This window comes from Pseudoalteromonas tunicata, from assembly GCF_002310815.1.
Taxonomy (GTDB): Bacteria; Pseudomonadota; Gammaproteobacteria; order Enterobacterales; family Alteromonadaceae; genus Pseudoalteromonas; species Pseudoalteromonas tunicata.
In genome coordinates this window covers 1,239,705-1,254,110 of record NZ_CP011032.1, presented here as the reverse complement: position 1 = coordinate 1,254,110, position 14,406 = coordinate 1,239,705, and the positions used below count along the sequence as shown (strand labels likewise).

Genomic DNA, 14,406 nt, shown 5'->3' with positions numbered 1-14,406 from the left:
GTATCCTTTTGATTAAGTCAGATGCAGTCTAACACGCTTTTCGTACCTGTTAGACTGCATTATCAACAGCTAAAATTGATATTTATAACCAATTGAAAACTGCCTTGCTTTACTTGGGCGTGCGCCATAAGGCCTGCGACTAATAATATTTACTTCGTCAGTAATATTGTCTATTTTGGCGTAAATGCGACCAAATTGACCAATATCATAACTCGCTGAAACATCAATGACCGACGCTGAATCGGTTTTAATGCCTGCCAGTGGTACATCAACTTGCTGGCCTGCATCCGATTGCCAACTGCGGCCCGCGGCTTCTTTCATACTGCTGACATATTTAAACGCCACATTGACTCGCCAATTGTCGCTATTTAGCCCGATATTAAATGTGGCTTGGTGAGTCGGTAAATAAGGTAGTTCATCGCCCTTTTTAACATGACCCCATTGCACAAAATCAGAAAATATTTCTTGTTGGAACTCACTTTTGGTATAGGTGTAAACCACACTGTAAGGGACTTCAAGCTGCATATTTAATGGATAACGCTGCGCAAATTGGCTTTCTAAACCGTATACATGCACCGCTCCACCATTAAACTCAGTATCAAGTAAGGTATCATCGCCACAGTTTGACTGTGAACAGCTTTCCTTTAGATTGCTGTAATCATTAAAAAAGCTCACCATTTCAAATTGAGTAATGCCATCGTTAAAACGACCGCCAAATTCATAGTTAACACTTTTTTCAAGTTCAATGTCGTTGCCTTGCTGCGGGCTTGATGGCACAAAACCTTGATGCACACCAAACAACATCCCAGCAGAATCAGAAAATTGATAAAAGCCGCTGATACCCGGTAACCAAATACGCGCCTTTTTATCTTGCCAGTCGTTTAAGTTTGCTTTGTTATGGTAATGCATATCCATAAATTCACCTCTTACCCCGGCGGTAAGTGTTAATTTATCTAGGGTAATTGCATCTTCAATATACACAGCTAACGCATCGGTACGTTCAATATTGTGAGAAGTATCGTACTTACTGCCAACAATTTGCTCAGCCACCCCATCTTGCATGACAAAGATTTCTTCAAAATGACTACGGTCGATTTCATCTTGGTGGTAACGAGCACCAAAAGACAATTTATGGTCAAAATCAAATAGATTAAATTGCCAAGTTCCATCTAACTGTAACCCTTGTGAATAATATTCACGGGCATTGGTTCCCATCACTAGGTTATGACTGGTTTCACCGCTGACAACCGAATTGCGCTCACCAGTAATCACCGCATATTCAGCTTGGTACGTTTGTGGTTCGGCCAAGATTGCTGACAAGCTCGCGTTTGTATTACCAAGCGCATTCAGCTTTAACCAATCGCGTTCATAATCATTACGATACAGTCGCGTCGTTAAGCTAAATGCAGAATTATGTATATTGTGGCTGAGCATAATTTGCTGATGCTCAGTTTCCATCAGTGCAGGTTGCGTGGCAGCATAACGTCGATAAGGATTATCAGAAAAATCGCTGTCTGTTAGGCCTAAATAGGTTTCATGTGACGTCTCATCAGCATAAGAAAGCTTCAATTGCACATTTTGCTCAAACCCTGCGCCATTAAATTGATAACGTACTTTTGCTAATAAATCGTTTTTATCAAATCCAGTATTACCACCACCATCAAGGTCTTTAAATCCATCGGCCGCTAAATGTACACCTTCAACTAAAAAGCTCACATCATCAAACGCATTGCCATAATAACCATGCATTTTTTGATAGCCATCTTGGCCGGTAGCAATATCAATTCCACCTTCTTGCAGGTCGGGAACTTGACGCGTCACCATATTAAGTGTGCCCGCGACAGTTTGCGGACCAAACTTAATCGCAGCAGGCCCTTTAAATACCTCAACCGCAGTCATGCGGGTTGTGACCGGAAAATAGTAAGCTGCAGGAGCAGAATACGGCGCAGGGCCAATCAATACGCCATCTTCTAAAATAGTGATTTTTTTACTGCGCTCAGGAGTCACACCACGAAAACCGATGTTTGGTCGCAAACCATAACCGTCTTCTTCACGAATATTAACGCCAGGTACCGATGATAAAATTCGGTGAATATCATCATATTCGAACTTCTCAAGCTCTACTTCGGTCAATAAAGTCGCCGAGCCTGATTCAGTACGAAGCCTGTCATGATGGCTGATAATTTGAATGTGTTCTAAATTTGTTGGCTGCTTTTTGCTTTGCTCATTGGCATGTAATGGTGTCACTACAGCGGCAATTGCAACGGCTAGTACTGTCTTTTTCATCTGTTTCCCTTAGTCGTTATCGCCAGCTGAAGATTTTGGCAACTCAAGTGCCAACTTATTAATAAAATCATGCTTTAGCTGATCAGTTACTGCTTTGACTTTGGTATGGGTATCAGTCACTTTATCGGTTTCTTGTTGCAACGCGGTCTGTAAATCCCCCTCAATCGCATCAGCAGCTAGATTGGCCTCTGCAAGGCCATCTAGCATTAACTGTTTAATATCACTGCCATTTTCTTCATCTAAGAAATCGTCAAATCCAAGACCATTTTCATTACCTTGGCCTAAAAACAGCTTTTCAAACGCGGCTAAATTAGCTTTGATATTTTCAAGTGAATGATTGGCAATTACCGATTCAACATCTTGTGGGCAAATATCTAAACCACATGAATTAGTAAAGAGCCCAAGTGGTGTGGCAAGTTTTTGATCTTTCACTTCTTCAGTTAAATAAAATAACGCATCTGAAATAGCATTAACGGCCGCATGAGGCGAAGTAAAAATACTGCCCTCTTCACCCGCTGTTTTTAACGCATTGGCATAACCATTTTCAGCAGTCCAAACGGTTACAAGTTGCTTGGCGTTATCATCGAGATCTTTTGCTACTTCAACGGCAAATTGACAACGCGCTACTTTACGCTCTTGTTCTGGACGCACATTCCAATCAGCAATTGCGTCATTAGCAAGCGAACAGCTATGGGCTAAATTATCGCTAAACAATAAATGTTCAAGGCTCACTAGCCCTCTGCGGTTAGCTGTACGGTCTTTAATGTTATAAGGTTTATTGGCATCAAGATTAATGACTCCATCTTCAAAATAAGCGACATCTTGGTCGATGCCACAAATACTTTTTGATGGCCACGCATAAATAACATTGCGTAATTGCCCTTCGTTTTCAAGCAAAGGGCCAAGTTTCATTAGCTCTGCCTGCTGCCAAACCACCGCCATGCTTTTCCAAGCGTTGGTCGCATCAATATAGGCGGTATCGCGCTGATTTTGGCTTGTTTGAAAATCAGTTAGTTGCTGTTCAAGCGCACAATAGGTGGTGATTTTTTCAACTGCGCTACTTGTTTGTACCGAAAACTCAACAAATGTTGGGGTGATTACATTGTCAACTAGGTTTTTTAATAAAGCCTTTTCATCAAACGTGGTGTTTCCCTTGCCAGGATCAGGCAAATTAGGACCAAAATCTGGCCCTTGGGTACTTGAGCTTTGTTCACCACATCCGGTTAATACTAAGCCCAATGCACATACCAGTACGAGGGGTTTTAATTTAACTGAGAACAACATTGTTTTTCCTAAATATCAGTTCGTAATATACGATAAAAGGCTAGCCGTATTTATCGGCTAACCTTTTAATAAAATCAGATGGTTATGATGGTTTTACCAATTATTTGTAATCAGCTCATCAAACTCATATGCCTGTTGAAGTAAATTACGAGCAGTCGCTAAATCTGCTTTATAAGCTTCAATTTTTTCTGCGTTAAGTACCGGAGCATCTTGAAGTAAGGCATGTAACTGGGCAAATTGCGCTGCGCCTACGGTGTCTTTTTTCGGGTTTAACGCGCTGTCACTAAATGGTGAGTAAGGGCTAAATTGGAAATTAAGTGCAAACCCTTTCATTTCAGCCCAATGTTTAGCGTAATCTGAATAATTCATCGAGTCATTACCAAACTTAGCAATGTCAGCTGTTACATCATTAATATAATGGATCACCGTAGCTGCAATGGCTTTTTCCCATGCTAGAGAAGCCGCGGCAGCATGTACTTTTAGTTGCGCCATCTGCTCTGTCGTAAGGGCTGTACCAACAGTTTGAGCTAGTAATTGGCGACCTGCGATAAAGTGCGTCATTGCCTCTGCAGTAAAATCAGTTAAACCATTTGCGCCTAAATCACGTTTTGCTGCATTTGAAGAGTTACCCCAAACATATTCAGCAGTTAAGTCTACTTTGCCATCAAAATTGAGATCTGTACTGGCATTACCAGCTGCAATTTCACTATCGGTCATCTCGAGGTAATTTCTTGATGCACCGAAATAACCAAAACCTTCGTCAAATTGATGCTCTAATTTTGAATATGATTGGCTGCCATCTTGCGTATGTTCAGTATTGAGACCTTCTTCTAAGTAGTCATCAGTACCTTGAGAAAACATCACGGCACCTAAAGTATGTTTTTGCACTAGTTGAATTAAATCTAAGCCTTCTGGTGTTACATGTAGCGGTAATAAAGTATCACTACCTGCAAGCTGATTTAACTCACCATTATTACTTTTAGTAACTTGCGCAACAAATAAGTCAAAATAATGTTTAATTAAACCTTCAGGCGTTTTAGCTTGAGTGCCAAAATCAGTCCAGCCTACAAAGCTACCTTGCGCCTGCCAATCTTTGTACATTTTAGCGCCGTCATTACCTGCGATTTTTCCGCTTAACTCTTTACCTGAACTTGAAATATCAGCAAGTGTTGTTTGTAATGAAGGAAAATCAGCACCTAAAAAAGTTAAATCGCTGTCAGCCACAGCGGCATAGTCGCTCCACATTGCATTTAATTTTGCAGCAACATCAGCAGCTTGAATATTATTGAGCTCAGCATTTTTAGATACATCGGCCATGTAGGCTTTTATTTCTGCTGACAATGCATGACGAGCAATTTGCCCTGTATAAGAAACCGATGATTTACCTGCAATAAAGGCTGAGTCAAATTGGTAAATATTTACACCAGCTTGGTTTTCAATATCAGTCACTGCGATATCAAGATCTTGGCTAAAAGTTAATCCACCAGCATCGGTTACTTTAACGGCAACTTTGACACTGCTAGCCTCTTCATAGTTAAGAGCAAGATCAGCTTTTAATTTCAATTGGCCTGCAACAATCTCAAAACGTGCATCGTCGGTACTAAAAGTATGGCCTGTTGTAACATCATCAGTTGCTGATAATGAGCCAACTACCGCACCAAGTGAATCTTCTACAATTGCATTTGCACTTAATAAAATAGCTGTTGGTGCTTTATTTACAGGAGTTGTTGTTACAGGTGTATTTTTTTTATCGCTACCTGAACCACCACAGGCAGTTAAGCTTAATGTTGCAGTAATCACTGCTGTGGCTAATAAAGTTTTACGCATGTTTAACATCACAAACCCTTAAAAAATAAATAGTTGAAACTCTTTAATGGCGATGATTATATATAAGCACCAATGATAATCAATCTCATTAAGTTTACTTTTTAATTGATTTTGGGATATTTAAACTAATTTTCAACTTAAGTATATGATAAGTATTATTTTTATTTTTTATAAATATAAAAAAACAATCACACTAACCAATTGATAAAATTAAGTTTAAGATAAAGTAAATAAAGACTAAACTTAATTTAAACTTGGTTTTAGAGGAATGGTAATCATAAAAGAAGCCCCGACTAAGGGACCCTGCTGCACGATTATTTCACCTTGATGCCAATGAACTATTTTTTCTACTATGGCCAACCCTAGTCCAAAACCCCCCTTTTCTTTATCACGGCTTTTATCAAGGCGAATAAATGGCTTAAACACCTGAGGCCAATCTTGCTCTGCAATACCGATACCATCATCACTGATAGTCACTTGTAATAAAGAGCCAACAAGAGTAAAACGAACTTCAATGACTTGATCAGCGTATTTTATCGCGTTTCCAATTAAGTTTTGCAGCGCTCGCGTTATAAAATGGCTATCACACTGGCAAACTAACGCAGACTCCCCCATAAACTTAAACTTAGGTTTATCACCTTGTTGTAGTTTTTTTACTAATTGCTGAGTAAGTTCAACTAAATCAACACTGCTGTAATTAAGCTTTGGTGTTTCTCTGTCCATTTGAGCAAATTTAAGCATCTCTGAAACCAAAGCCTCAAGCTCGGTAATATCACGCTTCATACCATCAAGATAAGCATATTGTGCCTCGTGAAGATCATCTTCTTCTATCATTGCAATGGCAAATTTGAGTCGTGCTAACGGGGTGCGAAATTCATGAGATACTGCTGAAGTGAGCTCTTTTTGTGAGCTTAACAATTGTTTTATCCGTTGTTGCAGCGCCTGTAATAAATCGGTGATTGGTAATAACACAGAACTGTAACCGGTCACAAAATTAGCTTGCTCAGGCGCAGCCATGGTTTTACAGGCTTGCTGGAGCTGATTAAAGTCACGCAGCAGTAAAAAACTCCAAAGCCCAATTGGGACACTAATTAAAAGTAACATAATAAAATAGGGCCAGCTCGAATCAAAAGTCGCAGAAACCACATCAATCGGCCCCACGCGAACAATTTCATCACCAAGCAGAAACGACCAATAGGCTTGCTGTTGCTGATTAAACGAGATAACACCCTGCTGATTGGCTAATTGTTGATGCTGCTCTTGTAAAAATAACACATCAACCGCTGCAAATACCTCGGTCGGATAATGCGCTTTTACTTGAGCTAAACCATTGGGGGTATTTAATAATAACGCAATGCTTTGGCTGAACTCCTCTTGTAACAAAATGGCTTGTTCACCCTCTTTGTGTGGCCATAGCTTTTCAACCGCACCCGTTAAAATCAACAGTGATAAAATGATATAAATGTAAAGGCTGCCAAAAAGCTTACCCATTTAATCCCACCCGTGATCGTGCATGTTTAACCCCAAGCATCCGAAACAAATAAATATCCTTGGCCCCATACGGTTTTAATTCGATAAGGTTTATCTGTATTATCAAGTAGTTTTTTACGTAAACGTGAAATGCGCACATCAACTGTACGGTCGAGCCCATCGTATTCTCGGCCGATCATTTGCTGGTGTACATAATCACGATTGAGCACTTCACCCGCATTGGAGGCCAATAACCACAACAGCTCAAATTCATGAGACGTTAATGTGATTTCCTCTTGATTTAAAAAGACTAACCGGCTGGTTTTATCTATTTTTAACTGACCGAATACCAGTTCTTCGTGTTGGCGATGTGGTTTGTGTCGACGCAATATCGCATTTATTCGAGCAACTAAAACACGCGGCTCAACCGGTTTAACAACATAATCATCTGCACCAAACTCTAAACCCACCACTTGATCGAAATCTTCGCCCTTAGCGGTTAACATCAAAATAGGTAAGCTGTGTTTATCTCGTACTTCACGGCACACACTAAAACCATCTTTACCCGGCAACATTACATCTAGAATCATTAAATCAGGCTGTAACGATTGAACACTACTTAGCACCTCACTGCCATTGCCAAGTACAGATACGGTGAATCCATTATGAATTAAATACTCTTTGGTTAACTGCTGTAATACTAAATCGTCTTCAACTAACAATATATGCGCCATAACATTCCTTTAATGGGTTAAAAAAAGCTCCAAGGTGACCGTAATCGTCGCCGTGTTGGCTTTAAATCACTGGTCTGAACTTGCACATAAGTCTGTGCGAGTTTTTTCCCCTCATCGCTATGAGCGAGCCAATATAACGTATCAACCTGAATATGCGCTTTATAACGAAACGTAATCTCACTTTGCTGCCAACATTCTATTTTATTGTTATTTTCAAACAGGCACAGTGACTCACTGCTTGGTGAAACCCAGTGCAATTCCAAATTGATTTCACAATTTGGTTGCTCACGCTCAACCACACACACTTTAGGAGTCACTGTTAATAATGTTGCTGGTGTAGTTTTAGCATGGCCCAAATCAGGCAAGAGCAAAAACAACACCGCACCAAAGTACTTAAAAGATATACTTCATTCCTACAAAAAAGCTCATCGCCGCATTCTCTTTAAACAGTGGGCTGCGCCGAAGTGATGAATAATCATCGTAACTGGTTTTAATAAATAACGCGCTACTTTGCGTCAAAGGCCACGTTAACTGAAGTTTAAAATAGGGTGAAAGGCTCGAACCGCTTCGATAACCATCATAAAATAGGCTTTGTTGCTCCACGCCATAATAATACTGATTTAAACCTTGGCTTTGATAATGTAATCCAATCGCGGGGCTAATAATGATAGAACCAAACTGTGATTGACCTTCAAACTCAATGGCTGCACGGTCATCGTTATACACGCCTGAAATATCAAATAGCCAATTTAACTTTAGGGTGAAATTGTCGCTGAAATATTGATACTCGAGCCCTGCATCAAGCGCCCAGCGGCGCTTTTTTACCTGATTAACCGTTACCGATTCAGCAATTTTAGTTTCAGAGTTCAGTGCCATCGGTAAAAAAAAGTTACTTGGGTGCCAAAATACAAAAAAGCGTTTTTCAGGATTTAATTCGCTGATCATACTCAATGAATAATGAGAATCTTGCGATAGGCTATAACCCACTTGACCATTATCAAAATAAAAACGCTCACCGTAATAAGCGATATCAGGTAATACCACCAAGGGAATATCATCGCCACCATGCAGAGGATTACTCGCTTTACCAAGCCCAACCCCAACAGCAAGATGCCAAGTATTCACGTCTATTTGGTTGTCCTTTGCGTGCGCCGCCACAGCAAACAATGCCAAAATCATTAGCAAACGTTTTAACATGCCACACTCCAAAGTAATAATTTGGCGCTACTTTAACAAGTTATGATCTTGGCCGCATCCATCCGTTACAAACAATAACAAAATTGCTAAAGCGCTAATGCTTGCGCAGTTTGATACATGGCTTTAATGAGCGGGTCTTGTAAACGATTGCGCAATACACATAAGCCAATTTCAAATGCCTCTGGTTGAAAAGGTGCCGAAAGGATTTGTACTTTGTCGAGCAACGGGCTGTTATCAAGCACAATTTGTGGCACCAAAGCAACGCCAAAACCCAAGCTCACCATAGAAACAATGGCCTCATTACCCGCCACTTGCGCATAAATAGGTGGCTTGATTTGCATTTTCTTCCACCAGCTTTCCAAGCGTTTTCGGTTTAAACCCAGCTCAGGCACAATAAAAGGCAAGGTATGCCATTGGATTTCTTTATTATTGTTCGCACAATCGGCTAAATATGTCGCAATGTCACCATGACCAATCGGTGCAATAAACTGCAAACTTGAATAGCCAATCGAACAAAATGCTAAATTGGCTGCCAATTGATCAGGCCGCGCTGCAATCGCCATATCTTCATGCTGTTCAATGATGCGATCTAATGCAAGCGCAGGGTCACCCGTATGTAGCTTTATTTCAACCTGCTGATATTGCAACCGAAACTGCTCAAGCAACTTATACAAAAAACTATAAGATGCTGTCACCGAACAAAACAAGCTAATTTCACCCACCAATTGCTCTGATGACTGCTCAAAAGAAAGTTTTAATTTTTGCCATTGCTGTAATGAAGTATGGGCATACTCAATAAAAGCGAGGCCATGCTGAGTCAAGCGGACAGTGCGATTATCGCGTAAAAACAAACTCACACCTAAGGTATCTTCGAGTTGTTTAATATTACGACTTAAAGTAGGTGCACTAACATGGCAGCGCTCACTCGCCCTACCAAAGTGTAAGGTATCGGCTAATGCTAAAAAGACGTGTAAGGAGCGTTGATCTATCATGGCAAAAATACAGAGCGTTTCACAATATGAAATACTCTAGTGCAAATATATCATTTTACGCAAGAGAATTAATTCTTTACATTCAATTCATAGCGCAACTCATATCGAGTGTTGCCAAGATTTTCAAGGATTTAAACATGACGACTAATTATTTTAATACACTAAGTTTACGTGAGCAATTAGCGCAATTAGCGCAATGCGAATTTATGAGCCCATCTGAATTTACTGATGGCGTTAACGTACTACTTGGTAAAAAGCTCGTTATTGTTGGTTGTGGTGCACAAGGTTTAAATCAAGGCTTAAACTTACGTGATTCAGGATTAGATGTGAGTTATGCATTGCGTGAATCTGCAATTGCAGAAAAACGTCAATCATTTTTAAACGCATCTGATAATGGCTTTGTTGTTGGAACTTATGAGCAACTGATCCCAACGGCCGATTTAGTGTTAAACCTAACACCCGATAAACAACATACCTCAGTTGTAACCGCCATTATGCCACTGATGAAACAAGGTTCTACCCTTGCCTACTCACATGGCTTCAACATTGTTGAAGAAGGCATGCAAATTCGTAAAGACATTACCGTCATTATGGTGGCACCAAAATGCCCAGGTACTGAAGTACGCGAAGAATATAAACGCGGTTTTGGTGTGCCAACACTGATTGCAGTTCATCCAGAAAATGACCCACAAGGCAAAGGACTTGCACAAGCAAAAGCTTATGCCGCAGGTACTGGGGGGCATCGTGCAGGGGTTTTATTGTCATCGTTCATTGCTGAAGTTAAATCTGACCTAATGGGTGAACAAACTATTTTATGCGGCATGTTACAAACTGGCTCAATTTTATGTTTTAACAAAATGGTTGAAAAAGGTATTGATGCAGCTTATGCCTCTAAATTTATCCAATACGGTTGGGAAGTGATCACCGAAGCACTTAAATACGGCGGTGTAACCAATATGCTTGACCGGTTAACTAACCCTGCGAAAGTAAAAGCGTTTGAGCTAAGCGAAGAGCTAAAACAAATTATGCGCCCGCTTTATAACAAGCATATGGATGACATCATCAGCGGTGAGTTTTCATCGGGTATGATGGCTGATTGGGCAGAAGATGATGCTAAATTATTAGGCTGGCGCGCTGAAACAGCTCAAACAGCATTTGAGAAACAAACCAATACAGATGCAACAATCAGCGAACAAGACTTCTTTGATAAAGGCATTTTAATGATTGCGATGGTAAAAGCGGGTGTTGAACTTGCTTATGAAACCATGACAGCAGCAGGGATTAAAGCAGAATCTGCGTATTATGAATCGCTGCATGAAACGCCACTTATTGCTAATACCATTGCACGTAAAAAATTGTTTGAAATGAATCGTACTATTTCTGATACCGCTGAATACGGTTGTTATTTATATAACCATGCTTGTTTACCGTTATTAGCTAACTTTATGCAATCGATTGAAACAGATGTGATTGGTCAAGGTTTAGCGTCAACTTCAAACGCGGTTGATAACGCGACACTGATTAAAGTAAATAAAGCATTACGTGAACATCCAGTTGAAATCATTGGTGCGACACTGCGAAGCTACATGTCAGACATGAAACCCATCATCTAATTTTGTACATAAACTTTTAGTTTGTTAAGTCCTAAGCCTAATAGCTCCCTGATATTAGGCTTTTTTTATTAAAAAGCACAAACTCCCGACAAAATTGCAGTAAACACAACAAAACAAGCATGCTAAAGTAACAGTCTATACATTATTTTAGGTAGTATTGTTTTGCCGTTTAACTTCTCAATCAAACAAAAAGTCGCCACTGTGGCATCGGTTGTCGCTATTGTGGTTGCGCTGCTAATTGGCGCAAGCGCCATTTTCTCTGCTAAAGATATTATTGAACAACGTATGGTTAACTCTGAATTACCCAGTAAAGTTCAAGAAATTAACAATTATTTAAGTAAAGAAATTAACTCCTTACTCATGGCCAGCGAACAGTTAGCGAGCAACGAGTTTATAATCAATTGGGCCAAAAACAGCTCAGATAAAAACGATACCTTGCTGGTAAACGAATTAAACCGTGTTGTTACGCAATACGACTTAGCAACCGCTTCTTGGGCTAATCGCAATACGGCTGAATATTGGAATCAAAACGGTTTTTTACGCGTGCTTACCCCTGAGCAAGACGGTTGGTTTTTTGGCTTTACCCAAGCATCTGAAGAATCACTTATCAGCATTTACCAAGAAAGCCGTGGCGATGTGAAAATGTTTATTAATTATCAGCAACTCAATGGCATTGGCTTAGCCGGATTAGCTAAAAGTGTTGATGACATGCAATCGATTTTAGAAAAATTCACCATTGAAAAAACGGGCTTTGTATTTTTAGTCAATAAAGATGGGTTGGTGCAACTTCACAAAGATGATCAACTCGTCGCCAAAAAAAGCCTCGACCAGCTTTATCAGTCGGGTACTAGCCGCTCACTGCTAACGACCCAAGACTTTAGCCTAACGGAAGTCGTGTTAGCGGGTAAAACCTATCTGCTTGCAGCAAGCCCAATTAAAAATACTGATTTATACGTCATTGCCCAAGTACCAAAAGCAGAAGTATTTGCAGCCCTCGATAGCCTTACTTGGAAAATAATTTCAATTTCAATTGTTGTTGCTGTTTTAGCTAGTATTTTTGGTTTGATTTTAGCTACAACCATTAGCGCTCCTTTGAAAAAAATTACAGTACTTTTCACCGAATTAGGTGCAGGTGATGCAAGGCTCAATTATCGTTTACCACCCATCAATCAACCAGAGCTAAATACGCTAAGCGCAGGATTTAATTTGTTTTTAAACAAAATTGAAAACGCAATGAAACAGGTTTCTAACGAAAGCCATGATATTCGACGTGCCTCTGGTGAAGTACTGACACAATCTGAAATTAATGCCCAACAAATTGGACAACAAAAAGATCAAACCATGTCAGTGGCAGCTGCAATCAACGAAATGGGCGCCACAGTACAAGAAATTGCAGCCAGTGCAGCAAGCACCGCAAAATTAACCGAGCAAAGTAATCAGCAAGTCGGTGCAACCGCCAAACGAGTTGACCGCAGCCAAAGCGACTTGAAAGCTCTCGCATCTAACATTGAATTAGCCAGTGATAAAATACATGCCCTCGCTGAAAAAACTGCACAAATTGGCTCTGTGGTTGACGTTATTCGCAGTATTTCGGAGCAAACTAACTTACTTGCTCTTAACGCTGCCATTGAATCAGCTCGTGCTGGCGAGCATGGCAGAGGGTTTGCTGTCGTAGCAGATGAAGTACGTGAGCTTGCTAAACGCACCTCCCATTCAACTGACGAAATTCAAAAAACCATTGTTGAGCTTAATAACACGTCAAAAGAAGTGGTGAGTGATATTGCTCGCTCAAAAGAAACCGCCAGTATTAGTGTGCAATCAATGGCCGATTCAGTAGCAGAGCTCAATGCGATTGTTAGCACAGTGAACAAAATCAACGAAATGGCCACCATAATTGCAACTGCCACCGAAGAGCAAAATAAAGTAGTAGCCGAAGTCGGTGAAAATGTTGAGCGGATCAGCACACTTAACGAAGACGCTTTGACCAATCAACTGGGAGTTACAGGCGCGATTGCTTCATTAAGTGATTCAGCTCAATCGCTCGATATTCTGGTTGATTCGTTTAAACTTGAGAAAAAATAAGGACAATTATGACACATCCTCAAGCTGGTATTTTTGAAGCTAGCAGTAGCCAATTTCGCGTATTAGAATATAAGTTGACCGCTGATCAAGTGGTTGATAGCCTTATCAAAAAATTAGCCATTATCAAGAAGACAGTCACAGATGTTGAGCTTGTTATAGGCTTTGGCCCCGCTCTTTGGCAACAGATTGACCCGATTAAACCCGCATTACAATTTAGCCAATTTAATACAATAACCAGCCCAAAAGGTCATCAGGCAACAGCAAGTCAAACAGACCTTTTTATATGGCTTCATAGCCAGAATCACGATGCTATCATCGAAGCGCTCCTATTTGTCCAACAGCAACTTGAAGGCACTGCAACACTGGCATTAGCCTGTGATGGTTTTAAGTACCGTGATAACCGAGATTTAACTGGTTTTGTTGATGGCTCAGCCAACCCACAACAATTGGCTGGACAACATCAAGCTGCTTTACTTGCAAACGATCACAGTCATCACAATGGCAGCTTTATTATGGGCCAACAATGGGTGCACAAACTCGCTAAATTTCATCAGTTATCGACCCACCAACAAGAGCAAACGTTTGGCCGTACCAAAGCCGACTCAATTGAACTTGAAGGAGATGCCATGCCTGCTGATTCTCATGTTAGCCGCACCGATTTAAAAGTGAACGATATTGCACAAAAAATGTATCGCCGCAGCATGCCTTATGCAAATGCGAACCAACAAGGGCTCTACTTTTTAGCATTTTGTTGTGATTTAACGCGCTATCAAACGCTCTTAAACAGCATGTATGGTCTTTCAGATGATGGTCTTTGCGACCGCCTAATTGATTTCTCCGATGCAATAACAGGTTCTTTTTGGTTCGCCCCAAGCGAAGAGCTGCTGCAAACAGTCTTATCGACTGATTGAAATTTGGTGT

The 14,406-nt window shown here is 40.5% G+C and carries 11 protein-coding genes; 3 read left to right on the top strand and 8 right to left on the bottom strand.

The window, feature by feature from the left end:
• Window positions 1–69: 69 nt before the first annotated feature.
• From PTUN_RS05735 to ilvY, 8 genes are all read right to left on the bottom strand, one after another.
• Window positions 70–2,286: a TonB-dependent receptor family protein gene (locus PTUN_RS05735; RefSeq protein WP_009838761.1), complete on the bottom strand. Its 2,217-nt coding sequence runs from the start codon at window positions 2,284–2,286 to the stop codon at window positions 70–72.
• A 9-nt stretch (window positions 2,287–2,295) separates the two neighbouring features.
• Window positions 2,296–3,570: an imelysin family protein gene (locus PTUN_RS05730; RefSeq protein WP_009838760.1), complete on the bottom strand. Its 1,275-nt coding sequence runs from the start codon at window positions 3,568–3,570 to the stop codon at window positions 2,296–2,298.
• Between the two features lie 93 nt (window positions 3,571–3,663).
• Window positions 3,664–5,406 (bottom strand): DUF4856 domain-containing protein, encoded by a 1,743-nt coding sequence (locus tag PTUN_RS05725; RefSeq protein ID WP_009838759.1) that lies wholly within the window; start codon window positions 5,404–5,406, stop codon window positions 3,664–3,666.
• A gap of 234 nt (window positions 5,407–5,640) precedes the next feature.
• The gene (locus tag PTUN_RS05720) at window positions 5,641–6,888 is read right to left on the bottom strand and encodes a sensor histidine kinase (RefSeq protein ID WP_009838758.1); all 1,248 of its coding nucleotides are present in this window, start codon (window positions 6,886–6,888) and stop codon (window positions 5,641–5,643) included.
• 26 nt (window positions 6,889–6,914) lie between these two features.
• Window positions 6,915–7,601 (bottom strand): response regulator, encoded by a 687-nt coding sequence (locus PTUN_RS05715; protein WP_009838757.1) that lies wholly within the window; start codon window positions 7,599–7,601, stop codon window positions 6,915–6,917.
• Between the two features lie 17 nt (window positions 7,602–7,618).
• A complete protein-coding gene (locus PTUN_RS05710; protein WP_009838756.1) occupies window positions 7,619–7,981 on the bottom strand; it encodes a DUF3019 domain-containing protein in 363 nt (120 codons plus the stop codon).
• 13 nt (window positions 7,982–7,994) lie between these two features.
• Complete coding sequence (locus PTUN_RS05705; protein ID WP_009838755.1) at window positions 7,995–8,798, bottom strand: MipA/OmpV family protein; 804 nt, start codon at window positions 8,796–8,798, stop codon at window positions 7,995–7,997.
• Between the two features lie 86 nt (window positions 8,799–8,884).
• Complete coding sequence (gene ilvY, locus PTUN_RS05700; RefSeq protein WP_040643973.1) at window positions 8,885–9,787, bottom strand: HTH-type transcriptional activator IlvY; 903 nt, start codon at window positions 9,785–9,787, stop codon at window positions 8,885–8,887.
• 140 nt (window positions 9,788–9,927) lie between these two features.
• On the opposite strand from ilvY, the gene ilvC reads away from it, so the two are divergent.
• From ilvC to PTUN_RS05685, 3 genes are all read left to right on the top strand, one after another.
• Window positions 9,928–11,403 (top strand): ketol-acid reductoisomerase, encoded by a 1,476-nt coding sequence (gene ilvC / locus PTUN_RS05695; protein ID WP_009838753.1) that lies wholly within the window; start codon window positions 9,928–9,930, stop codon window positions 11,401–11,403.
• A 162-nt stretch (window positions 11,404–11,565) separates the two neighbouring features.
• Window positions 11,566–13,485, top strand: a complete 1,920-nt coding sequence (locus PTUN_RS05690; RefSeq protein WP_009838752.1) for a methyl-accepting chemotaxis protein — start codon at window positions 11,566–11,568, stop codon at window positions 13,483–13,485.
• Between the two features lie 8 nt (window positions 13,486–13,493).
• On the top strand, window positions 13,494–14,396 hold the full coding sequence (locus tag PTUN_RS05685) for a Dyp-type peroxidase (RefSeq protein ID WP_009838751.1): 903 nt from the start codon (window positions 13,494–13,496) through the stop codon (window positions 14,394–14,396).
• The last annotated feature ends 10 nt before the right edge of the window (window positions 14,397–14,406 follow it).